Source organism: Streptomyces sp. NPDC048297 (assembly GCF_043201585.1).
Lineage (GTDB): Bacteria > Actinomycetota > Actinomycetes > Streptomycetales > Streptomycetaceae > Streptomyces.
On sequence record NZ_JBICZA010000013.1, the window covers coordinates 118,908 to 140,808 of the forward strand.

Genomic DNA, 21,901 nt, shown 5'->3' on the forward strand with positions numbered 1-21,901 from the left:
CGGCCGGTACAACTGACGCCATGAGCCAGGCACTCCAGGACCTCCTCGATCTGCTCGACCTGGAGCAGATCGAGGAGAACATCTTCCGCGGCCAGTCCCGCTCCGCCGTCGTCCCCCGTGTCTTCGGCGGGCAGGTCGCCGCGCAGGCGATGGTCGCCGCCGGCCGGACGGCCCCCGCCGACCGGCCCGCCCACTCCCTGCACGCGTACTTCCTGCGGCCGGGCGACCCCGGGGCGCCCATCGTCTACGAGGTCGACCGCATCCGGGACGGCCGTTCCTTCACCACCCGCCGGGTGGTCGCCGTCCAGCACGGCAAGCCGATCTTCCACCTCTCGGCGTCCTTCCAGGTGGACGAAGGGGGCCTCGAACACCAGGCGCCCATGCCGCCCGCCCCGGACCCGGAGACCCTGCCCACCTCCCCGGAGCGGCTGCGCCGCTACGGCCACCTGGACCCCGGTGTCGTCGACAGGCTCCTGGAGGCCCGCGAGGCGATCGACCTGCGGTACGTGGAGGAGCCGCCGTACGGACAGTTCGGCGAGCCGCGCGAACCGCACAGCCAGGTGTGGTTCCGCACCAACGGCAAGCTCGACGGAGCCGTCGACGAACCGCTGCTGCACGTCGTCCTCGCCACCTACGTCTCCGACATGACCCTCCTCGACTCCGTGCTGCTCGCGCACGGGCGCGGCGGCTGGGCCGTCGGCGACGTCCACGGGGCGTCCCTGGACCACGCGATGTGGTTCCACCGGCCCTTCCGCGCCGACGAGTGGCTGCTCTACGACCAGGAGTCGCCGTCCGCGCACGGCGGCCGGGGCCTGGGCCAGGCCCGCATCTACACCCAGGACGGGCGGCTCGCCGTCTCCGTCATCCAGGAGGGCGTGGTCCGCGTTCCCCGGTGAGAGCGCGATCGACCGGACACAGACGCGAGGGCCGCCCCGATCCGTTCGGGACGGCCCTCGCGTGCGCTGCTCCGCCAAGCCGATGGTCGCCCGAAGTTGCGAGTGACGCATGGGGTACTAGGCTCTATGAGTGAAAGCCGCAGCGCACGAACGGCTCGGCCGACGAGGTTCCGGACGCCCGGACCTCAGCCACAGCACCCGGTGGCGCACCAGCGAACGGGTGGCCTGTAGGCGTCGGTGACGAGTGTCGTGCCCTCAAGGAACTGCGGTGGCACCTCACGACCGCGCCGCATCTCGTCCACCTATGGTCGCGGCGACGGCCATCCACCTCGCACCCCTCCCGGAGCTGCGAAAGACGATGGAGATGGAAGGTAATCCCATGCGATCACAGCGCACGAGGCGCCTTATCGCGCTGTCTGCCAGCGGCCTCCTGCTGGCCGGCGGCGCCGCGATCGGCGCAGCAGGTACCGCCTCGGCGGCCCCGTCCCATGACTACGGCTCATACAGCACGAGCTATGGCGACCACGGCGGCGGCGGCGGTGGTGGCGGCCACGGCGGTGGCGGTCACGGTGGTGGCGGTCACGGTGGTGGCGGCTACGGTGGCGGCGGTCACGGTGGTGGCGGCTACGGTGGCGGCGGTCACGGTGGCGGTGGCTACGGCGGCGGCGGTGGCGGTGGCCACGGCGGCGGCGGTGGCGGCGGTCACGGTGGTGGCGGCGGTGGCGGCGGCCACTGATCGCACCACAACCTGAGAACGGTGTGCGGCTCCCTGGGCGGGGCCGCACACCGCACTCGTCGCCGGGTCAGATCAGGCCAGGCCGGCCTCCGTGAGCAGGTACGCCGTCATCGGGTCGTAGCAGCGGGGGCTCGCGACGTGGTCGTCGAGCGGCACCGCGACCTGGAGGGTGCCCTCGGACTCGGCGAGGAACAGCGCCGGGTCGTTGCAGTCGGCGTACCCGACGGAGTCGACGCCGTGCTGTGCGGCGTAGCCGGCCCAGCCGTGGTCGGCCACCACCAGATCCGGCAGCGGGCGCCCCTCGCGCTCAAGTCCCGTGAGGACGGCCCGCATCGGCTCCCCGGAGTGGGTGTGCCACAGCGTCGCCCCGTGTTCGAGGACGGCGACGTCCGCGAACTGCATGACGTACCCCTCGTCCGTCCGCAGTCCGTCCGGGATGACGACGATCTCGCAGCCGGCGGCGCGCAGCGCGGCGGCCGTGGCCCGGTGCACGTCCAGCAGGCCGCCCGGGTGACCGGTCGCGAACAGCACCCGCTGCTGGGCGTCCGCCGCCTTGCGCAGCCGCGTGGCGAGCCGCTCCAGCGCGGCCACGGTCAGCTCGGGGTCGATGCTGTCCTGCCCGAAGCGGTACTCGGGATCGTCGTCGACACCCACCCGTTCGGCCATGACCGCGAGCACGTCCTGCTCGTCCGACCAGCGCTCGCCCAGTTCGAGACCGAACCAGTAGTGGCGGTCGCCGTTGGCCAGCTTGCGGTAGTGGGAGAGGTTGTTCTCGCGGGGTGTGGCGACGTCCCCCGCGATACGGGTCCTCACCAGGTGGTCGACGAGCTGCGCGCGGCTGGGTGTCCCGGGTATCGGCATGCCTCCCATTGTGGGGGAGCGTGCTGTGCGCGTCCCTGGGATATCGCACGCTGGGACACGGCTCACTCACCGTCCGCGCAGGGCGAACCACAGCTCCATGCGTACGTCGGGGTCGTCCAGGTCGGCGTCCAGCAGGGCCGCGCAGCGGGCGATGCGCTGCCGCACGGTGTTGCGGTGCACGCCCAGCGCCACCGCCGTACGGTCCCAACTGCCGTGCAGCGACAGCCAGGTGCGCAGGGTGTCGGCGAGGGCGGGACCGGCGGCGAGCGGCGCGAGCAACGCGCGCGCGTGCGCCTCGGCGTCCGCCCGGGGCACCAGGTCGTCGAGGCCCGGCCGGGCGCCGCGCCGGACCAGCGCGGTGCGGGTGGCCCGCGCGCGGGTCAGCGCACGCGCCGCCTGCGCGTCGGCGGACGCCCACTCCTGCGGGCCCGTCGGCGCGCTGACCCCGAGCGTCCAGCCGGGCTGCGCCGCGGGCTCCCGCCCGGCCGGCACCAGCACGCGTACGACGTCAGGGCCGAGGTCGACCAGCGGTGACCCCAGCGCCGCGCCCAGCGCGGAGGCGGCCACCGCGTCCGGCGAGTGGCCCTCCGGCCGTGCGTGCACCACGAACCACCGTTCCTCCTCGCCTCCCAGCAGCGGCGCGACCTCCTCGGGTACCGCGCCGAGCAGCAGCCGCACCAGCGCGGAGGACCGGTTCGCACCGGTGCCGCTCTGGTGCTCGCCGGTGAGCAGCGAGAGCAGCACGGACGCGACGGACGCGATCGTGTGATCCCCGGGCTCACGCTGCGCCGTCGCCACCCCGAGCACGAACCCCTCCCCGGCACCGAGGGCGTAAGCGGCGAGATGCGTGTCGCCGTGCGTGTCGGTGGCGGAGGTGGGCGCGGGCCGGGAGGCGGACGCGGGGCGGGGTGCGGAGGCGGTGGTGGGGCGTCCGGCGGAGGCGGGGCCGGGGCTGGACGGGGAGGTGGTGGCGGGGCGGGAGACGGACGCGGGTGCGGAACCGGTGGTGGGGCGGGAAGCGGGTGCGGGTGCGGACGCGGTGGCAGGGCCGGGGCGGGAGGCGGACGCGGATGCGGGGTGGGATGCGGACGCGGGTGTGGAGGTGGTGGCAGAGCCGGGGAGAGATGCGGAGGCGGGGCCGGGGCTGGATGCGGAGGTGGCGGCTGGGCGGGGCGCGGGCGCGGGCGCGGATGCGGATGCGGTGGTCGGACGGGACACGGGCGCGGTGGTCGGGCGGGACGCGGGTACGGATGTGGTGGCCGGGCGCGGGGTGGCTCCGGGGCTGTCGTCCGGGGATCGGTCCGGGGGTGGTGGGGCGTGTCGCGGTGGCCGGACCACGGTGGCGAGTTCGGCCAGGGTCCGGCGGACCCCCTCGGTCGTCTCCCGGCCCGCCGCCGCGATCTCGGTACCGTCGGGGCCGTAGAGGACCGCGCGCCCGCCCAGGCGCTGGGCGAGCTGGCGCAGCACCGAGGGCACGGGGTCGGGGCGGGAGGCGGCGGAGGCCAGGCTCTGCTGGGCCTCCGTGACCCGGCGCAGCTCGGCCAGGCGGGCCTGGGCCATCAGCTGCCAGACCGCGCGGGCCACACCGGAGAAGGTCGTCCGGGGCGGGACCTCCAGGAGGGGCAGGGCGTGCGCCTCGCAGGCGGCGACCAGGGCGGGCGGGACCGTGTCGTGCAGCGGGGCCAGGCCGAAGCCGAGGGCGGCACCGCCGGCGGCCACGATCCGGGCGACGTAGTCGTCGAAGTACTTGCCCAGGCCCCCCTCGGGCCCGCTCGGGCGGCCGGCGGCCCCGGCGGGGCCCGTCGCCCCCGGCACGTGCACCCCGGCGGTCAGCAGCAGCTCGCCGCCCAGCAGGTACGGGTAGGGATCGGACATCTCCGTGGTGTGCGCCCAGTGGATCACGATGTCCGGGCCCGACGGCCCCGCGATCTGCCGCAGCGCCAGATCCTCACGGGCCAGCAGCGCCGACAGCGGTACGGGTGGGGTCGGTGGGACGGCTGGGGTGATCGAATCCGACATGATGTGCACTCCCTCCACTCCACCCCGTCCATATGGATGGAACGTACACTTCGCAGTCGCTTTCCGGCCACCTAATGTCAAGTGAGTCCGGTAGCCGCGGGTACGGGCGGATGTCCCCGCGATCCGCTGCCGACGTCCCCACTCCCCACTCCCCATTCACCTGCACGACACGCCACCGACCCGTGCGCGAAGGAGGGCCCCACATGGCCGTCGACTACACCGTGATCGTCCTGTATCTCGTCGGGATGCTGGCCATGGGCTGGTGGGGCATGCGCCGCGCCAAGTCCAAGAGCGAGTTCCTGGTGGCGGGACGCCGCCTCGGACCCGCCATGTACTCCGGCACGATGGCCGCGATCGTCCTCGGTGGCGCGTCCACCATCGGCGGTGTCGGCCTCGGCTACAAGTACGGCCTGTCCGGCGCCTGGATGGTCTTCACCATCGGCCTCGGCATCCTCGCCCTGTCGATCTTCTTCTCGGCCCGCATCGCGCGCCTGAAGGTCTACACCGTCTCCGAGATGCTGGACCTGCGCTACGGCGGCAAGTCGGGCGTCATCTCCGGTGTGGTCATGTGGGCGTACACCCTCATGCTGGCGGTCACCTCGACCATCGCCTACGCCACGATCTTCGACGTCCTGTTCGACATGAACCGCACGATCGCGATCATCCTCGGCGGCTCGATCGTCGTCGCGTACTCCACGCTCGGCGGCATGTGGTCCATCACGCTCACCGACATGGTGCAGTTCGTCGTCAAGACGATCGGCGTGCTCCTGCTGCTCCTGCCCATCGCCGTGGTCAAGGCGGGCGGCTTCTCCGGTATGAAGGCCAAGCTGCCGACCTCGTACTTCGACCCGCTGGGCATCGGCGGCGAGACGATCTTCACCTACGTGCTGATCTACACCTTCGGCATGCTCATCGGCCAGGACATCTGGCAGCGCGTGTTCACCGCCCGCAGCGACAAGGTCGCCCGGCACGGCGGTACCGTCGCCGGCACCTACTGCCTGGTGTACGCCCTCGCCGGCGCCGTCATCGGCACGGCGGCCAAGGTGCTCTACCCCAACCTGGGCAGCGCCGACGACGCGTTCGCCACCATCGTCAAGGACGAACTGCCCATCGGTGTGCGCGGTCTGGTGCTGGCCGCCGCCCTCGCCGCCGTGATGTCGACCTCCTCCGGCGCCCTGATCGCCTGCGCCACCGTCGCCAACAACGACATCTGGTCCCGGCTGCGGGGCGCGGTGCGCCGTGACGGCGAGGAGCACGACGAGGTCAAGGGCAACCGCGCCTTCATCCTGGTGATGGGCGTCGCGGTGATCGCCACCGCGATCGCGCTGAACAACGTCGTCGAGGCCCTGACCGTCGCCTACAACCTCCTCGTCGGCGGCCTGCTCGTCCCGATCCTCGGCGGCCTGCTGTGGAAGCGCGGCACCGTGCAGGGCGCGCTGGCCTCCGTGATCGTCGGCGGCGTCGCCGTGATCGGCCTGATGGCGACCTTCGGCATCCTCGCCAACGAGCCCGTCTACTACGGCCTGCTCGCCTCCCTCGTCGCCTACCTGGTCGTCTCCCTGGCCACCAGGCCCACCGACGCGGCCGTCCTCGCCAACTGGCGCGAGCGCCTCGCGGGACGGTCCCCCGAACTCGTGTCCGAACAGGTCCCGGCTCACCAGTAGAGTCGAGCGGAAATCAGTACGTACGCGGCAGAGCGTAAGAAAGAAGGCATGCAAGTATGAGCGGCAACGAGACGCCCCGCGGCCCCGTCGACTCCTCCCGCGTCCCGCGGTACGCCGGCCCCGCGACCTTCGCCCGGCTGCCCCGGCTCGACGAGGTCGGCACCACCGACGTCGCCGTCGTCGGAGTGCCGTTCGACTCCGGCGTCTCGTACCGGCCGGGCGCCCGCTTCGGCGGCAACGCCATCCGCGAGGCGTCCCGGCTGCTGCGCCCCTACAACCCGGCGCAGGACGCCTCCCCCTTCGCGCTCGCCCAGGTCGCGGACGGCGGCGACATCGCCGTGAACCCGTTCAACATCAACGAGGCCGTGGAGACCATCGAGGCGGCCGCCGACGAACTCCTCGGCACCGGCGCCCGCCTGATGACCCTGGGCGGCGACCACACCATCGCGCTCCCGCTGCTGCGCTCGGTCGCGAAGAAGCACGGCCCCGTCGCCCTGCTCCACTTCGACGCCCACCTGGACACCTGGGACACCTACTTCGGCGCCGAGTACACCCACGGCACCCCGTTCCGCCGCGCCGTGGAGGAGGGCATCCTCGACACCGAGGCGCTCTCCCACGTCGGTACCCGCGGGCCCCTGTACGGCAAGCAGGACCTCACCGACGACGAGAAGATGGGCTTCGGCATCGTCACCTCCGCGGACGTCTACCGCCGCGGCGCCGACGAGGTCGCCGACCAACTGCGCCAGCGCATCGGCGACCGCCCGCTGTACATCTCCATCGACATCGACTGCCTCGACCCGGCCCACGCGCCCGGCACCGGCACCCCGGAGGCGGGCGGCATGACCTCCCGCGAGCTGCTGGAGATCCTGCGCGGCCTGGCCTCCTGCAACCTGGTCTCGGCGGACGTCGTCGAGGTCGCCCCCGCGTACGACCACGCGGAGATCACCTCGGTGGCGGCCTCCCACACGGCCTACGAACTGACCACCATCATGAGCCGCCAGATCGCCGCGGCCCGCAACGCCTGACCCACCCCGCCCCACCCCCTCCGCCATCCGGCACCCGACTCTCCCTAGGGGACCGAGAGCAGTGACTCACGACCACGACCAGGTACTCCGCCCGACGCCCGCGCAGACGGAGGCCGCGCTGAATCCCCCCGCCGGCCGCAACGGCGGAGACCTGGTCGTGGAGACCCTGGCCGGACTGGGCGCGACCACCGTGTTCGGTCTGCCCGGCCAGCACGCGCTGGGCATGTTCGACGCCCTGCGCCGCTCGGACCTCACCTACGTGGGCCTGCGGGTGGAGAACAACGCGGGCTTCGCGGCGGACGCGTACGGCCGGATCACCGGCGAGGCGGCCCCGCTGCTGCTCTCGACGGGCCCGGGAGCCCTCACCTCCCTGGCGGCGCTCCAGGAGGCCGCGTCGGCCTCGGCCCCCGTGCTGGCGATCAGCAGCCAGATCCCGACCGCGGGCCTGGGCGGCGGCCGTCACGGCTACCTCCACGAACTTCCCGACCAGTCGGCCTCGTTCCGGGGCGTGGTGAAGTCGGTCCACACCGTCCGCACCCCGTCACAGATCCCCTCCGCCCTCGCGGCGGCCTGGAAGTCCGCGCTGACGGCTCCGCACGGCCCGGTGTGGGTGGAGATCCCGCAGGACGTGCTGCTCGCCGAGACCTCCCTGCCGATGGTGACGGCGGTCGACGCGACCCCGGACGACCTGGTCCCGCGCCCCGAACTGACCGCGGTGGCGGCGCACTTGCTGTCCGGCGCCGCCCGCCCGGCGATCATCGCGGGCGGCGGGGTCGTACGCTCCGACGCCGCCGGGAAACTGCTGGCGCTCGCCGAGAAGCTCGACGCGCCCGTGGTGACGACCTTCGGCGGCAAGGGTGCCTTCCCCTGGGAGCACCCCCTGTCCCTCCAGTCCTGGCTGGAGGACCGCCACACCACGGACTTCCTGGAGGACGCGGACGTCCTCCTGGTCGTCGGCTCCGGCCTCGGCGAACTCTCCTCGAACTACCACACGTTCAAGCCGCGCGGCCGCGTCGTCCAGATCGAGGCCGACCTCGGCAAGCTGGAGTCCAACCACCCCGCCCTCGGCATCCACGCGGACGCCCGCCTCGCCCTCCAGGCCCTGCTGGAGACGGTTCAGGAGCGCAGGGACGCGACTGCGCCGGACCGGGTGCGCGAACTCCTCGCGAAGGTCGGCGCCCGCATCGCCGCCCAGGAACTCACCCTGGAACAGGACGTGCTGGCGTCCGTGCGGCGGGCCCTGCCCGCCGGCTCCCCGTCCTTCTGGGACATGACGATCCTGGCGTACTGGGCCTGGTCGGCCTTCGACCCGCAGGGCACCAACACCATGCACTCCGCCCAGGGCGCCGGCGGCCTCGGCTACGGCTTCCCGGCGGCCCTCGGCGCGGCGGCGGCCGACCCGGCCCGCCCGGTCCTGGCGGTGTCCGGCGACGGCGGCGCCCTGTACTCGATCGCGGAACTGGCCACGGCGAAGCAGTACGGCCTGCCCGTCACCTGGCTGATCGTCGACGACGGCGGCTACGGCATCCTGCGCGAGTACATGACGGACGCCTTCGGCCAGGCGACGGCCACCGAACTGGCCCGCCCGGACTACGCCGCCCTCGCCGAGTCCTTCGGCGTCCCCGGGATCCGCGCGACCCCCGAGACCCTGGAAGCGGACCTGGCGAAGGCCCTGGCCGCCCCGGGCCCCTCGGTGGTCGTCCTCCCGGCCCTGCTGCGGATGTTCGCGCCCACGCACCTGGGTAGTAGCTGATCACTCGTTCGGCTGCCTGCCGCCTCATATAGACGGTATGTGGTCCGTAGCCCGTCACACGACATGCGATGCCGAACGTCCCCTGACCGTGGTGGTCAGGGGGCCCTCCGCCTTTCTTTCGCGCCAGGGCACCTGCTGTGTCAGGAAAGGGGAAGGCAAATCGTCATCAGGGCGATTCGTCGCCACCTTCCACAGTGGTGAGAGCGACCTCAAGCAGGTGCAGGATCTCGGAGTTGAGGGACCGTCGGTCGGTCTCCGCTTGAGTGGTCAGCCGTTCGTGCATGTGGTCGGGAATGCGTAGCGTGAACTTGATCATGCCGTTATTGTGCCGCTACCATGGCGGCATGTCACGTTTCCGTATGTACCCGACGTGCGAGCAGGGGCAGCAGATGTTGCTGCACTGTGCTCACGCGAGGTACGTGTGGAACCTGGCGGTCGAGCAGCACACGCACTGGAAGCCCGGCCGCACGTCGGCTCCCGGTTTCGCCGAGCAGCGCCGTCAGCTCACTGAGGCCCGGCAAGAGAGCGACTGGCTCGGGGCCGGGAACGCGGATGTGTAGCAGCAGGCGCTCAAGGACTTCGCCAAGGCCAAGAACGCCCGCTTCACCTCGGGATTCGGTGAACCGACCTGGCGTAAGAAGTACAAGCACGAAGGCTTCCGCGTCATCGGCACTGATCGCGTACCCGAGTACAACGCGGACGGCTCGCCGAAGCTGAATGGCAAGGGCAAGCAGGTCATGGGCCGTTCCGTGGTGGTGCAGAAGCTCAACCGTCGGTGGGCCCAGGTCAAAGTACCCGCCTGTGGGTGGGTCCGTTTCCGCCTTACCCGCCCGGACCTGCCCAGCGCGAAGACGTTCCGGGTCACCTTCCGTAATGGCCGGTGGCACATCGCGTTCGCCGTCATTCCCGAGCCGCTCACTGCTCCCGCAACGGGTGAGGTCATCGGTATCGACCGGGGTGTGGCCACCACCGCAGCCCTGTCCGACGGCCGGAAGCTGAACTGCCCGCAGCTGACGGTCAAGGAACGGGCAAAGGTCCGAAAGCACCAGCGGCGCGCAGCCCGTGCATCCAAGGGCAGCGCACAGAAGGCCGCCGAGTACGCCAAGGTTGCCCGGCTCAAGGCCCGGGAGATGAACCGGTGCAAAGACTGGTGTGAGAAGACCAGCACGATGCTCGCTCGGTCCTACCGCGTGATCCGGTTCGAGAAGCTGAACATCAAGAACATGACCCGCTCGGCGAGGGGCACCACCGGGCAGCCCGGCAAGAACGTTCGCCAGAAGGCTGGACTGAACCGCGTCATTCTCGCCCAGGGCTGGGGCCTGCTCCGGCAGCGCACCGAGCACAAGGCGCCTGGCCGGGTGGAGGACGTCCCTGCTCCCTACACCAGCCTGCGATGCAGCGCCTGCGGATGGATCGACAAGAACTCGCGCAAGAGCCAAGCCGAGTTCGAGTGCGTATCCTGCGGCTTCACCTGCAACGCGGACACCAACGCAGCAGCCAACGTCGCGTCAGGTCAGGGCGGGATTCCCCGCCCCCGGCGCTCAGCCGGTGCCGGAGGGGTGACGACGGCCGCTGGCCGTTCGAGCGCCCGTGAACCTCAGCCCACCTGGGTTGGAATCCCCCTCGCCGAAGAGGGGGAGGATGTCAATCCCAGTAGTCCCCGCTGAAGCTGAAGCCCTCGTCGCCCCCAGAACCACACCGAGCCGTTGGAGTAGCCGGGCCACACGGTCACGGCAGCAGATCCGCGAAGTCCTTCCGGTACTCGGCCAGCTGGGCGTCGTAGCCCGCCCGGTGCTCCGCGAGCTGTGCCGGGCTGAAGGTGTTCGTCGGCAGTGCGCCCGGGTCCAGGAAGCCGGGCACGGAGCGGAATATCTCCGACGCGAGCTTCCAGGCCTGCCCGCCCTTCTTGCGCACGGAGGTCAACTCGTCGTAGGAAAAGTCCCGTTTCATGACGTTGATCCGGTCCGAGACGCTGTCCTTCTCCTTGAAGTCGTCCGGACCCGGCAGCGTCCGGTCGGACGACACCAGCAGGTGCAGCACCGCCAGCGCCGCGAACAGCCGGCCCGACCGCGTGTAGCCGCTTTCCCCCGTCTCAGGCATGAGCCGATATCTGCCCCCGGTCACCCTCCCGAACCCCGCTCCGGGAACACGCGTACAACTTTCGGTCAGGCCCGCGAGTCAACACCGGCATGACTCCCCGTACATCCAGCCGCGCCGGCGTGCTCGCGGCCGCCCTCGGCGCCGCGGTGCTCATACCGGCCGTCACCGCCGCCACCCCGGCCGCCGCGGCGACGCCCGCCGTGAGCTGTACGTCCGCGAAGGCGGGCCTGGCCACCAAGCTGAAGAAGGACATCACCGCGGCGCTCGCCACCCGCAAGGGCACCGTCGCCATCGGCCTGTACGACCCTTCGACCAACACCACCTGCACCCTGCGTGCCACCAGTTCCTACGACTCGGCCAGCACCGTCAAGGTCACCGTCCTCGCCACGCTGCTGTGGGACGCGAAGAAGCACAACCGGTACCTGACCGACCGGGAGGCCTCGCTCACCAAGGCGATGATCACCAAGTCGGACAACAACGCGACCACCTCCCTGTGGAAGCAGCTGGGCCTGACGAAGATCAAGGGCTTCCTGTCCGCCGCCCAGATGACGAAGACCGTCCCCGGCGCGAACGGCTACTGGGGCCTGACCCAGGAGAACGTCACCGACGAGCAGAAGCTCCTCAAGCTCGTCACCGCCAAGAACAGCGTGCTCAGCGACAACTCCCGCGCCTACATCCTCAAGCTCATGGGCCAGGTCATCAGCTCGCAGCGCTGGGGCACCCCGGCCGGCGCGCCGTCCTCCGTCTCCGTGCACGTCAAGAACGGCTGGCTGCAGCGCTCCACCCACGGCTGGCGCGTGCACAGCCTGGGCACCTTCAAGGGCGCCGGCCACGACTACATGATCAGCGTGCTCACGCAGGACAACAGCACCATGAGCTACGGCGTCACCACCATCCAGAACGTCGCCAAGGCCATCCACAAGGACCTGGTGCCCACGACCTCCGCCACCGCCCTCTACACCCCGACCAGCAGGCCCAGCGAGGCCACCGTCGCGGTTCCGCCGCAGGGATGAGAACACCGGGGGCCGGCCGGGGATCAAGGCAGGGCCGGCCAGGACCAGCCCGGGATCAGCCGGGACCAGCCCGGGACCAGGGGGCGAGGGGCACTCCCCTCGCCCCCTGGTCGTCGCCCGGTCTGCCGCCCGGTTGCCGTCCGTAATATCGCCCGTAATGTCGCCCGGATTGTTGCAGGGGGATGAAATCCGCCCCTCCCGGCGTTTGTGTCTTCCGGTAGACCATGTCGACAGGAAGGCACCCGAGTGGCAGCGCAACGGGGATGGGCACGACGGCTGGCGGGCTACGCCTGGCGGTATCCGAAGGACGTCGTCCTCGCACTCGGCTCGTCCCTGGCCGGCATGGCGGTGCTGGCGCTCGTCCCGCTGATCACCAAGGTGATCATCGACGACGTCATCGGCGACCGCACCCGCTCCATGGGCCCCTGGGCCGGCGGCCTCATAGGCGCCGCCGTCCTCGTCTACGCGTTCACCTACATCCGCCGCTACTACGGCGGCCGGCTCGCCCTCGACGTCCAGCACGACCTGCGGACCGAGATGTACGCGACGATCACCCGCCTCGACGGCCGCCGCCAGGACGAGCTGTCCACCGGGCAGGTCGTCGGCCGGGCCACCAGCGACCTCCAGCTGATCCAGGGCCTGCTCTTCATGCTCCCGATGACCATCGGGAACCTGCTGCTCTTCCTGATGTCCCTGGTGATCATGGCGTGGCTGTCACCGCCGCTGACCCTCGTCGCCCTCGCCGTCGCGCCCGCGCTGTGGTGGATCGCCAAGCGCAGCCGCTCGAAGCTGCACCCCGCCACCTGGTACGCCCAGGCCCAGGCCGCCGCCGTCGCCGGCGTGGTCGACGGCGCCGTCAGCGGTGTCCGCGTGGTCAAGGGCTTCGGGCAGGAGGAGCAGGAGACCGGGAAGCTGCGCGCGGTCGGCCGCAAGCTGTTCGCGGGCCGGCTGCGGACCATCCGCCTGAACAGCAGGTACACCCCGGCCCTGCAGGCGGTCCCGGCCGTCGGCCAGGTCGCCATGCTGGCGCTCGGCGGCTGGCTCGCCGTGCGCGGGCACATCACCCTCGGCACCTTCGTCGCCTTCTCCACCTACCTCGCCCAGCTGGTCGGCCCCGTCCGCATGCTCGCCGTGGTCCTCACGGTCGCCCAGCAGGCCCGCGCGAGCAGCGAGCGCGTCCTTGAGCTCATCGACATCGAGCCGACCTTCCAGGAGGGCACCAAGACCCTCCCGGCCGACGCGCCCGCGACCGTCGAGTTCGACGACGTGTCCTTCGCGTACGAGAGCGGCACCGGCCCGGCCCGTCCGGTCCTGGAAGGGCTCAGCTTCGAGATCCGGCCCGGCGAGACCCTCGCCGTCGTCGGCTCCTCCGGTTCCGGCAAGTCCACCCTCTCCCTCCTCCTGCCGCGCTTCTACGACGTCACGCACGGCGCCGTCCTGATCGGCGGCCACGACGTGCGCGAGCTGACCCTCGACTCGCTGCGGGCCGCGATCGGACTGGTCCCCGAGGACTCGTTCCTCTTCTCGGACACCGTCCGCGCCAACATCGCCTACGGTCGCCCCGACGCCACCCAGGAGGAGATCGAGGCCGCCGCCCGCGCCGCCCAGGCGGACCGTTTCATCACCGAGCTGCCTGCGGGCTACGACACCAAGGTCGGCGAGCAGGGCCTGACCCTCTCCGGCGGCCAGCGCCAGCGCATCGCCCTCGCCCGCGCCCTGCTCACCGACCCGCGCCTGCTGGTCCTGGACGACGCGACCTCGGCCGTGGACGCCCGCGTGGAGCACGAGATCCACGAGGCGCTGGCGCAGGTCATGGCGGGCCGCACCACCCTCCTGATCGCCCACCGCCGCTCCACCCTGAACCTCGCCGACCGCATCGCCGTCCTGGACGGCGGCCGGCTCGCCGACATCGGCACCGACGCGGAACTCCAGGAGCGCTCGGCGCTGTACCGCCGGCTGCTCACCGACCCGGACGGACTGGGCGGGGTCTCCCCGGGCCACGCCCTGCCGGCCGGGCCGCGCGAGGAGACCTCCGTCCGCGACGAGCTGGACGCCGAGTTCGACGCGGAGCGCGGGGTGACCTCGCGGCTGTGGACCGGCGACCGGGAGCCGAAGGATCCGGCGCTGGCCGGCACCCCGGCGACGCCCGAGCTGCTCGCCCAGGTGGACGCCCTGCCCCCGGCCACCGACACCCCCGGCGTCGACGAGGCCCACGCGGTCCGCGCCGAGGACTCCTACGGCCTGCGCCGCCTGCTGCGCGGCTTCGGCCTGCCCCTGCTCGTCAGCCTGCTGCTGGTCGCCGTAGACGCGGGCGCGGGCCTGCTGCTGCCGGTGCTGATCCGGCACGGCATCGACCAGGGCGTGACGAGGGCGGCGCTCGGTGCGGTGTGGGCCGCGTCCCTGCTGGGCCTGGTCACCGTGCTCGTGCAGTGGGCCGCGCAGACCGGCGAGACCCGGATGACCGGCCGGACCGGGGAGCGCGTCCTGTACGCGCTGCGGCTGAAGATCTTCGCCCAGCTCCAGCGGCTCGGTCTCGACTACTACGAGCGCGAGCTGACCGGCCGGATCATGACGCGGATGACGACCGACGTCGACGCGCTGTCCACCTTCCTGCAGACCGGCCTCGTCACCGCCTTCGTCTCGGCCGTCACGTTCTTCGGCATCATGGGCGTCCTGCTGGTGATCGACGTACAGCTCGCCCTCGTCGTCTTCGCCACGCTGCCCCCGCTGATCATCGCCACCTTCTTCTTCCGCCGGGCGAGCGTGAAGGCGTACGAACTCGCCCGTGAGCGGGTGTCGGTGGTCAACGCCGACCTCCAGGAGTCGGTCTCCGGGCTGCGGATCGTGCAGGCGTTCCGGCGCGAGAGGGACGGCAGGCGGCGCTTCACCGAGCGCAGCGCGAGCTACCGCACGGCGCGGATCCGCGGCCAGTGGCTGATATCCGTCTACTTCCCGTTCGTCCAGTTGCTGTCCTCGGTCGCCGCGGCGTCCGTCCTCGTCTCGGGCGCGCACCGGGTGGAGGCGGCCACGCTGACCACGGGCGCGCTGGTGGCGTACCTCCTCTACATCGACCTGTTCTTCGCCCCGGTCCAGCAGCTCTCCCAGGTCTTCGACGGCTACCAGCAGGCCACCGTCTCGCTGCGCCGCATCCAGGAACTGCTGCGCGAACCGACCTCCACCGAGTCCGCCGAGGAGCCCCGCGAGGTGACCTCCCTGCGCGGTGACATCGCCTTCGAGGACGTGCGCTTCGCGTACGGCGCGGGCGACACGGCCGAGGAGGCGCTGTCCGGTGTCGACCTGCGGATACCGGCCGGGCAGACGGTCGCCTTCGTCGGCGAGACCGGCGCCGGCAAGTCGACGCTCGTCAAGCTGGTGGCCCGGTTCTACGACCCCACCGGCGGCCGGGTCACGGCCGACGGCGCGGACCTGCGCACCCTGGACCTGACGTCGTACCGGCACCGCCTCGGCGTCGTCCCGCAGGAGGCGTACCTCTTCCCGGGCACGGTCCGCGACGCCATCGCCTACGGTCGCCCGGACGCCACCGACGCCGAGGTGGAGGCGGCGGCGCGGGCGGTCGGCGCGCACGAGATGATCGCGACGCTCGACGGCGGCTACCTCCACGAGGTCGCCGAACGCGGCCGCAACCTCTCGGCCGGCCAGCGCCAGCTGATCGCGCTCGCCCGCGCCGAACTCGTCGACCCCGACGTCCTGTTGCTCGACGAGGCCACCGCCGCCCTCGACCTGGCCACCGAGGCCCAGGTCAACCAGGCCACCGACCGGCTGACGGGCCGCCGTACGACGCTGGTGGTGGCCCACCGGCTGACCACGGCCGCCCGCGCGGACCGGGTCGTGGTCATGGACCACGGCCGGGTCGTCGAGGACGGCACCCACGACGAACTCCTCGCCCTCGGCGGCCGGTACGCCGAACTGTGGCGGACGTTCGTCGGGCAGTCCGAGCCGGAGGAGCCGGTGGGCGCGACCCGCTGAGCTGAGCTGAGCCGGGTCGGCACGACGGGTCGGCGCGACGCGGGGGACCCCTCCCCACGCGTCGTGCTGACGGTCGTGCAACCATCCGACACAGGTCGTGCGTCCGTACATCAGTACGTTCACGGGTGGGGCACGACGGGGTGCGGGGAGGACGACAGTGGACAGTGGTGCGATACGCCGGCGGCTGACGCTCGGTGCGGCCGTGCTGGCCGCGTCCGGTGCCCTCGCCCTCGCCGTACCCGGCACCGCCCAGGCGGCGGGCAGCGGTGAGTGCGCCGGGCACGAGGTGCGGACCCTGCCCTTCCGCACCGGTGTCGTCCACGTCTACAAGAGTGACGGCTACGTCTGTGCCGTCACCGTCACCAAGACCCCCGGCACCAGGCGCACCATGTCCGTCAGCGTGCAGGCCCGCGGCAGCCGGCCGGTCGTCGACAAGGGCAGCTACCAGCAGCTCGCGGGCCCGGTGACCGTCCACGCGGGCCACCGCTGCGTGTGGGTGAAGGGCGCCGTGGGCTCCGGCTCGGTCAGTTCCGGCTGGATCCTGTGCTGACCCCGGCCCGCCCCTGATCCCCTGATCCTCTGATCCTCCGAATCGCTCGACTCCCTCTGGTGTGACGGCAGTTGCTCGGATAGCTTCCGGCGGACATCCGTCTCACAGGGGAGAGTGCGCATGCGCAAGGCGCTCAGATGGCTGCTGGCGCTCATGGTGTTCATAGGCACGCTGAGCACAGCGGGCGCGGCCACCGCCGCCCAGCCCGAACCGTCAGGGCCCGCGGACATCAAGGACCGCATCCTCGCGATCCCGGGCATGAGCCTGATCGAGGAGAAGCCGTACCCCGGCTACCGGTACTTCGTCCTGAACTACACCCAGCCCGTCGACCACCGGCACCCGTCGAAGGGCACCTTCCAGCAGCGGATCACCGTGCTGCACAAGGACACCAGCCGCCCGACGGTCTTCTACACCGGCGGCTACAACGTCTCCACGACCCCGTCCCGCCGCGAGCCCACCCAGATCGTGGACGGCAACCAGGTCTCCCTGGAGTACCGCTTCTTCACCCCGTCCCGCCCCGACCCGGCCGACTGGTCCAAGCTGGACATCTGGCAGGCCGCGAGCGACCAGCACCGCGTCTACGGGGCCCTGAAGCCGCTCTACCCGGCCAACTGGCTCGCCACCGGCGGCTCCAAGGGCGGCATGACCGCCACCTACTACGAGCGCTTCTACCCGCGCGACATGGACGGCGTCGTCGCCTACGTCGCCCCCAACGACGTGGTGAACAAGGAGGATTCGGCGTACGACCGCTTCTTCACCACCGTCGGCACCAAGGAGTGCCGCGACCGGCTGAACGCCGTCCAGCGCGAGGCGCTCGTACGCCGCGCACCGCTGGAGAAGAAGTACGCCCAGTACGCGGCCGACAACGGCTACACCTTCGACACCGTCGGCAGTCTGGACAGGGCCTACGAGGCGGTCGTCCTCGACTACGTCTGGGGCTTCTGGCAGTACAGCGGCCTGTCCGACTGCGACACGATCCCGGCGGACGCGCCGAACGCGACCGACGACGCGATCTGGGACTCGGTCGACACCATCTCCGGCTTCTCCTTCTACACCGACCAGGGCCTTGGGACGTACACGCCGTACTACTACCAGGCGGGCACCCAGCTGGGCGCCCCCACCATCCACTTCCCGTACATCGAGCGGCAGTTGATCCGCTACGGCTACCAGCCGCCGCGCAACTACGTGCCCCGCTCGATCCCGATGCGCTTCCAGCCGGACGCGATGCGGGACGTGGACACCTGGGTGCGGCAGCACGCGAACCACATGCTGTTCGTGTACGGGCAGAACGACCCCTGGGGCGCGGAACGCTTCCGCCTCGGCAACGGCGCCCGTGACTCCTACGTGTTCACCGCCCCCGGCATGAACCACGGCGCCAACGTGGCCGGCCTCGTCGCCGATCAGAAGGCGCTGGCGACGGCCCGGATCCTCGAATGGGCCGGCGTCGCCTCCCCGGCCGTCCGCGCGAACCCGTCCGCGGCGAAGCCGCTGGCCCGCACGGACGCGAAGCTCGACGCCCGCGGCACGGAGCGCGAGCCCGGCCTGCGTCCCTGACCGGCCCGGTGCCGGCCCTCCACGCCGAGGGCCGGCACCGCCGCCTGCCGTCCGCCGCCTGTCACTTGTCGCCCGTCGGCCCTCGTCACCGGCGCGCCCCGCCCCCCCCGTACGCCGATCGGCGGCCCCACCGTGGCGTGCTGCGCATTCCCTTGACGGAAAGAAACTTCCCGGATATTGGTGGCTCCTTGGAAGTTTCCTTCAGCGGTTCTCCTCTGGAAGGGGCGCACGTGCACGACACCAGCACGGGAAGCACGGGAAACACCGCACGGCCGTCCAGACGGACCGTCCTCGCCGCGACCGCGGGCGTCGCCGCCGCACTGACCGTATCCACCACCGCCCACGCCTCCGTGCCCGACAGCAGGCTGCGGGCCCTCATCGCCAGGATGACGCTGGAGGAGAAGGTCGGCCAGCTCTTCGTGATGCGGGCCTACGGCCACTCCGCCACCGCCCCGGACCAGGCCGACATCGATGCCAACCTCAGCGAGATCGGCGTCCGCACCGCCGCCGAACTGATCGCGAAGTACCGGGTCGGCGGGATCATCTACTTCACCTGGGCGCACAACACGCGCAACCCGCGGCAGATCGCCGACCTGTCCAACGGCATCCAGAAGGCGTCCCTCGAACAGCCGCGCGGCCTGCCCCTGCTCGTCGCCACCGACCAGGAGCACGGCATCGTGTGCCGGGTGGGCAAACCGGCCACGCTGTTCCCGGGCGCGATGGCGATCGGCGCCGGGGGCTCCTGGCTCGACGCCCGCACTCTCGGCAAGATCTCCGGCACCGAGCTGCGCGCCATGGGCATCAACCAGGACTACTCGCCCGACGCCGACGTGAACGTCAACCCGGCCAACCCGGTCATCGGCGTACGGTCCTTCGGGGCCGACCCGGACGCGGTGGCCGAACTGGTCGCGGCCGAGGTGAAGGGCTATCAGGGCGCCAGGGTCGCGGCGACCGCCAAGCACTTCCCGGGCCACGGCGACACCGCCGTCGACAGCCACTACGGCTTCCCGGTCATCACGCACAGCAGGGAGCTGTGGGAGAAGCTGGACGCGGTGCCCTTCCGGGCCGCGATCGGGGCGGGCATCGACTCGATCATGACCGCGCACATCCAGTTCCCGGCCCTCGACGACTCCGGTGACCCGGCCACCCTCTCCGCCCCGATCCTCAGCGGCATCCTGCGCGGCGAACTCGGCTACGACGGCGTCGTCATCACCGACTCCCTCGGCATGGAGGGGGTGCGCACCAAGTACGGCGACGACCGGGTGCCCGTTCTCGCGCTGAAGGCCGGCGTCGACCAGCTGCTCAACCCGCCCTCCATCGACGTGGCGTGGCACGCGGTGCTCAAGGCCGTGCGGGACGGCGAGCTGACCGAGGCGCGGCTGGACGAGTCGATCCTGCGCATCCTGCGGATGAAGGCACGGCTCGGGCTCTTCGACAAGCCGTACGTCACCCAGGCCGGCGTCGACCGGCTGGTGGGCACCGAGGCCCATCTCGCCACCGCCGACGAGATCGCCGAACGGACCACGACCCTGCTGGTCAACGAGGGCGGCACCCTCCCGCTCGACCGCCGCGGCACGCCCAAGGTCCTCGTCGTCGGCGCCGACCCCGCCTCCCCGTCCGGCACCACCGGACCGCCCACCGGCGTCCTCGCCTCCGCCCTCGCCGAGCTGGGCTTCGCCGCCAACGCGCTGTCCACCGGCACCACACCCTCCGACGCGACCATCGCCAAGGCGGTCACGGCCGCGAAGGACGCGGACGTGGTGGTCGTGGCGACGTACAACGTGACGGCCGGCAACTCCCAGCGCACGCTGGTGGATCAGCTGCTCGCCACCGGCCGCCCCGTGGTCGCCGTGGCCGTGCGCAACCCCTACGACGTGGCCCAACTCCCGTCCGTGAAGGCCTGCCTGGCGACCTACTCCTGGACCGACGTCGAACTGCGCGCCGCCGCCCGGGTCATCGCCGGCCGGGTCGCCCCGCACGGCCGGCTGCCGGTACCGGTCCAGCGCGCGGACGACCCCACGCAGGTGCTGTACCCGATCGGCCACGGCCTGACGTACTGAGGCGACAGGTCAGGCAGAGGTGCGCACCCCTGCCTCCCTCCTACGGCGCCGTGGCGGGCGCTTCCCGTAGCTCGGGGGTGCGCACGGCCACGGCCGCCACCGCCAGGACACACATCAGACCGCCGGTGACGAGCGACACCGTGCCGGAGGTCCAGCCGGCGACCAGACCGCCGCGCACGTTGCCGAGACTGGGGCCGGCCTGACCGACGATCGCCTCGGCCGCCGTGACCCGGCCGAGCAGCGCGTCCGGAGTACGGGTCTGCACGAGCGTGGAACGGGAGACGACCGCGAGGGCGTCGGCCGCCCCGGCCACCACCAGCAGGGCGAGACCGGTCCAGGGGTCGGACGCCAGGCCGAACAGCAGCAGCGCCACCCCCCACGTGCCGGAGGCGCACAGCATCACCGTGCCGGGCCGCCCCAGCCGGGTCAGCGCCCCCGACAGCGCGGAGGCCGTGATGCCGCCGACCGCAAGGGCGGACAGGAACAGACCTAGGGTGCGCGGGTTCCCGCCGAACCGCTCGGCGTTGACCAGCGGGAACAGGCTGGCCGGGAACGAGAGCACGGTCGCCGCGAGGTCGGTGACCAGCGCGCCGCGCACCACCCGGTGCCCGGCCAGGAAGCGCAGCCCGTCCAGCACCCCGTGCAGCCCGGCCCGCGACGGCTCGCCCTCCGGCGGCAGCGCGGGCAGCCCGAAGGCGCCGTAGAACGCGAGCCCGAAGCTGAGCGCGTCCAGCAGATAGCAGACGCCGATCCCCAGCCAGCTGAGCAGCACGCCGGCCAGCGCGGGCCCGAGCAGCATCATCGACTGAGCGGTGATCTGGTTCAGGGCCAGCCCCGCCGCCACCTGGTCCTTGGGCAGCAGCCGCGGCACGAACACCCCCGCCGCCGGGGCACCGAGCGCGCCGAAGCCCGACTGCACGGCGACCAGCGCGAGCACCACACCCACCGGCACGTGCCCGGTGAACCCCTGCACGGCCAGCAACAGCGAACAGGCCGCCTGCCCCACCGTGGCCACCAGATACGTCCGCCGCCGGTCCGCCCGATCCGCCCACGCCCCCGCGAACAGCCCGAACACCACCAACGGCAACGCCTGCGCGAGCCCCACCGCCCCCGTCCAGGCGGTGCTGCGGGTCATGTCCCACACCTGGTACATGACCGTCACCATGGTCATGAACCCACCGAGCACCGACACGGTCCGCCCGACCAGCAACCGCCGAAAGTGAGCAGAAGTGCGCAGCGGCCGCACATCGATGAGGCTCATGACAGAGAACGCGGACGGCCAGGCACTGCGAGCTGCTGAATCACCGGGCGAGGCTAACGGCCCCACAGGGACACCGCCAGCGAATAAGCGCCAGCGCCCCTCAAGGGCCGCGGGTCCGTATCGACATGCGGCCCCGCCGCGCGGGCGCGCCCAGCCACGACGGCGCCGCACCCGAAACCGCACCGTGCCGGGGCGCGGGTCTGTACCGATATGCGGCTGCACCGCGCGGGCGCGCCCAGCCACGACGGCGCCGCACTCGAAACCGCACCGTGCCGGGGCGCGCTAGCGCCCCTCAGGGGGCGCGGGTCTGTATCGATATGCGGCTCCGCCGCGCGGGCGCGCCCAGCCACGACGGCGCCGCACCCGAAACCGCACCGTGCCGGGGCGCGGGTCTGTACCGATATGCGGCTGCACCGCGCGGG

At 71.8% G+C, this 21,901-nt stretch carries 16 protein-coding genes and 1 pseudogene; 11 read left to right on the forward strand and 6 right to left on the reverse strand.

Features of this window, described 5'->3' with window-relative positions:
* Nucleotides 1-20 precede the first annotated feature (20 nt).
* A complete protein-coding gene (locus tag ACGFYV_RS16880; RefSeq protein WP_393879133.1) occupies nucleotides 21-896 on the forward strand; it encodes an acyl-CoA thioesterase in 876 nt (291 codons plus the stop codon).
* Between the two features lie 499 nt (nucleotides 897-1,395).
* On the opposite strand, the gene ACGFYV_RS16885 is transcribed toward ACGFYV_RS16880, so the two are convergent.
* The 3 genes from ACGFYV_RS16885 to ACGFYV_RS16895 form a co-directional block, all read right to left on the reverse strand.
* The gene (locus tag ACGFYV_RS16885; protein ID WP_393879134.1) at nucleotides 1,396-1,629 is read right to left on the reverse strand and encodes a hypothetical protein; all 234 of its coding nucleotides are present in this window, start codon (nucleotides 1,627-1,629) and stop codon (nucleotides 1,396-1,398) included.
* Between the two features lie 75 nt (nucleotides 1,630-1,704).
* Nucleotides 1,705-2,493, reverse strand: coding sequence for a phosphatase (locus ACGFYV_RS16890; protein WP_393879135.1), 789 nt, complete (start codon nucleotides 2,491-2,493; stop codon nucleotides 1,705-1,707).
* A gap of 66 nt (nucleotides 2,494-2,559) precedes the next feature.
* Nucleotides 2,560-4,512, reverse strand: coding sequence for a helix-turn-helix domain-containing protein (locus ACGFYV_RS16895; RefSeq protein ID WP_393879136.1), 1,953 nt, complete (start codon nucleotides 4,510-4,512; stop codon nucleotides 2,560-2,562).
* A 203-nt stretch (nucleotides 4,513-4,715) separates the two neighbouring features.
* Here ACGFYV_RS16895 and ACGFYV_RS16900 point away from each other — a divergent pair, with 203 nt between their 5' ends.
* From ACGFYV_RS16900 to ACGFYV_RS16910, 3 genes are all read left to right on the forward strand, one after another.
* Complete coding sequence (locus tag ACGFYV_RS16900; RefSeq protein WP_393879137.1) at nucleotides 4,716-6,176, forward strand: sodium:solute symporter; 1,461 nt, start codon at nucleotides 4,716-4,718, stop codon at nucleotides 6,174-6,176.
* A 56-nt stretch (nucleotides 6,177-6,232) separates the two neighbouring features.
* On the forward strand, nucleotides 6,233-7,201 hold the full coding sequence (gene speB / locus ACGFYV_RS16905; protein WP_393879138.1) for an agmatinase: 969 nt from the start codon (nucleotides 6,233-6,235) through the stop codon (nucleotides 7,199-7,201).
* A 61-nt stretch (nucleotides 7,202-7,262) separates the two neighbouring features.
* The gene (locus ACGFYV_RS16910; protein WP_393879139.1) at nucleotides 7,263-8,954 is read left to right on the forward strand and encodes a thiamine pyrophosphate-binding protein; all 1,692 of its coding nucleotides are present in this window, start codon (nucleotides 7,263-7,265) and stop codon (nucleotides 8,952-8,954) included.
* A gap of 166 nt (nucleotides 8,955-9,120) precedes the next feature.
* Here the strand turns inward: ACGFYV_RS16910 and ACGFYV_RS16915 are convergent, their stop codons facing one another.
* Nucleotides 9,121-9,270, reverse strand: a complete 150-nt coding sequence (locus tag ACGFYV_RS16915) for an Arc family DNA-binding protein (RefSeq protein ID WP_393879140.1) — start codon at nucleotides 9,268-9,270, stop codon at nucleotides 9,121-9,123.
* A gap of 28 nt (nucleotides 9,271-9,298) precedes the next feature.
* On the opposite strand from ACGFYV_RS16915, the gene ACGFYV_RS16920 reads away from it, so the two are divergent.
* Together ACGFYV_RS16920 and ACGFYV_RS16925 are read left to right on the forward strand one after the other, a co-directional pair.
* A complete protein-coding gene (locus tag ACGFYV_RS16920; protein ID WP_393879141.1) occupies nucleotides 9,299-9,514 on the forward strand; it encodes a helix-turn-helix domain-containing protein in 216 nt (71 codons plus the stop codon).
* Nucleotides 9,515-9,574: 60 nt separating this feature from the next.
* Nucleotides 9,575-10,621, forward strand: a pseudogene (locus ACGFYV_RS16925) (RNA-guided endonuclease InsQ/TnpB family protein); the annotation flags it as partial.
* A gap of 61 nt (nucleotides 10,622-10,682) precedes the next feature.
* Here ACGFYV_RS16925 and ACGFYV_RS16930 read toward each other — a convergent pair.
* Nucleotides 10,683-11,054 (reverse strand): hypothetical protein, encoded by a 372-nt coding sequence (locus ACGFYV_RS16930; RefSeq protein ID WP_393879142.1) that lies wholly within the window; start codon nucleotides 11,052-11,054, stop codon nucleotides 10,683-10,685.
* Between the two features lie 89 nt (nucleotides 11,055-11,143).
* Between ACGFYV_RS16930 and ACGFYV_RS16935 the strand changes: the two genes are divergently transcribed.
* The 5 genes from ACGFYV_RS16935 to ACGFYV_RS16955 all read left to right on the forward strand — a co-directional run bounded on the left by ACGFYV_RS16935 (nucleotide 11,144) and on the right by ACGFYV_RS16955 (nucleotide 20,218).
* Nucleotides 11,144-12,067: a serine hydrolase gene (locus ACGFYV_RS16935; protein ID WP_393879143.1), complete on the forward strand. Its 924-nt coding sequence runs from the start codon at nucleotides 11,144-11,146 to the stop codon at nucleotides 12,065-12,067.
* A gap of 246 nt (nucleotides 12,068-12,313) precedes the next feature.
* Entirely contained in the window at nucleotides 12,314-16,054 is a 3,741-nt protein-coding gene (locus ACGFYV_RS16940; protein ID WP_393879144.1) for an ABC transporter ATP-binding protein, read from the forward strand.
* Nucleotides 16,055-16,211: 157 nt separating this feature from the next.
* Entirely contained in the window at nucleotides 16,212-16,604 is a 393-nt protein-coding gene (locus tag ACGFYV_RS16945; protein ID WP_393879145.1) for a hypothetical protein, read from the forward strand.
* 120 nt (nucleotides 16,605-16,724) lie between these two features.
* A complete protein-coding gene (locus ACGFYV_RS16950) occupies nucleotides 16,725-18,158 on the forward strand; it encodes a S28 family serine protease (RefSeq protein WP_393879146.1) in 1,434 nt (477 codons plus the stop codon).
* 230 nt (nucleotides 18,159-18,388) lie between these two features.
* The gene (locus ACGFYV_RS16955) at nucleotides 18,389-20,218 is read left to right on the forward strand and encodes a glycoside hydrolase family 3 protein (RefSeq protein WP_393879147.1); all 1,830 of its coding nucleotides are present in this window, start codon (nucleotides 18,389-18,391) and stop codon (nucleotides 20,216-20,218) included.
* Between the two features lie 40 nt (nucleotides 20,219-20,258).
* Here ACGFYV_RS16955 and ACGFYV_RS16960 read toward each other — a convergent pair whose 3' ends face one another.
* Nucleotides 20,259-21,479, reverse strand: a complete 1,221-nt coding sequence (locus ACGFYV_RS16960) for an MFS transporter (protein ID WP_393879148.1) — start codon at nucleotides 21,477-21,479, stop codon at nucleotides 20,259-20,261.
* Nucleotides 21,480-21,901: the final 422 nt, after the last annotated feature.

Excerpts from the sequence above, each read along its gene's own strand:
- ACGFYV_RS16895 (WP_393879136.1), bottom strand. The coding sequence starts at position 4,512 with ATGTCGGATTCGATCACCCCAGCCGTCCCACCGACCCCACCCGTACCG.
- ACGFYV_RS16960 (WP_393879148.1), bottom strand. The coding sequence starts at position 21,479 with ATGAGCCTCATCGATGTGCGGCCGCTGCGCACTTCTGCTCACTTTCGG.
- speB (WP_393879138.1), top strand. The coding sequence starts at position 6,233 with ATGAGCGGCAACGAGACGCCCCGCGGCCCCGTCGACTCCTCCCGCGTC.
- ACGFYV_RS16880 (WP_393879133.1), top strand. The coding sequence starts at position 21 with ATGAGCCAGGCACTCCAGGACCTCCTCGATCTGCTCGACCTGGAGCAG.
- ACGFYV_RS16950 (WP_393879146.1), top strand. The coding sequence starts at position 16,725 with ATGCGCAAGGCGCTCAGATGGCTGCTGGCGCTCATGGTGTTCATAGGC.
- ACGFYV_RS16900 (WP_393879137.1), top strand. The coding sequence starts at position 4,716 with ATGGCCGTCGACTACACCGTGATCGTCCTGTATCTCGTCGGGATGCTG.
- ACGFYV_RS16930 (WP_393879142.1), bottom strand. The coding sequence starts at position 11,054 with ATGCCTGAGACGGGGGAAAGCGGCTACACGCGGTCGGGCCGGCTGTTC.
- ACGFYV_RS16920 (WP_393879141.1), top strand. The coding sequence starts at position 9,299 with ATGTCACGTTTCCGTATGTACCCGACGTGCGAGCAGGGGCAGCAGATG.
- ACGFYV_RS16935 (WP_393879143.1), top strand. The coding sequence starts at position 11,144 with ATGACTCCCCGTACATCCAGCCGCGCCGGCGTGCTCGCGGCCGCCCTC.
- ACGFYV_RS16915 (WP_393879140.1), bottom strand. The coding sequence starts at position 9,270 with ATGATCAAGTTCACGCTACGCATTCCCGACCACATGCACGAACGGCTG.
- ACGFYV_RS16890 (WP_393879135.1), bottom strand. The coding sequence starts at position 2,493 with ATGCCGATACCCGGGACACCCAGCCGCGCGCAGCTCGTCGACCACCTG.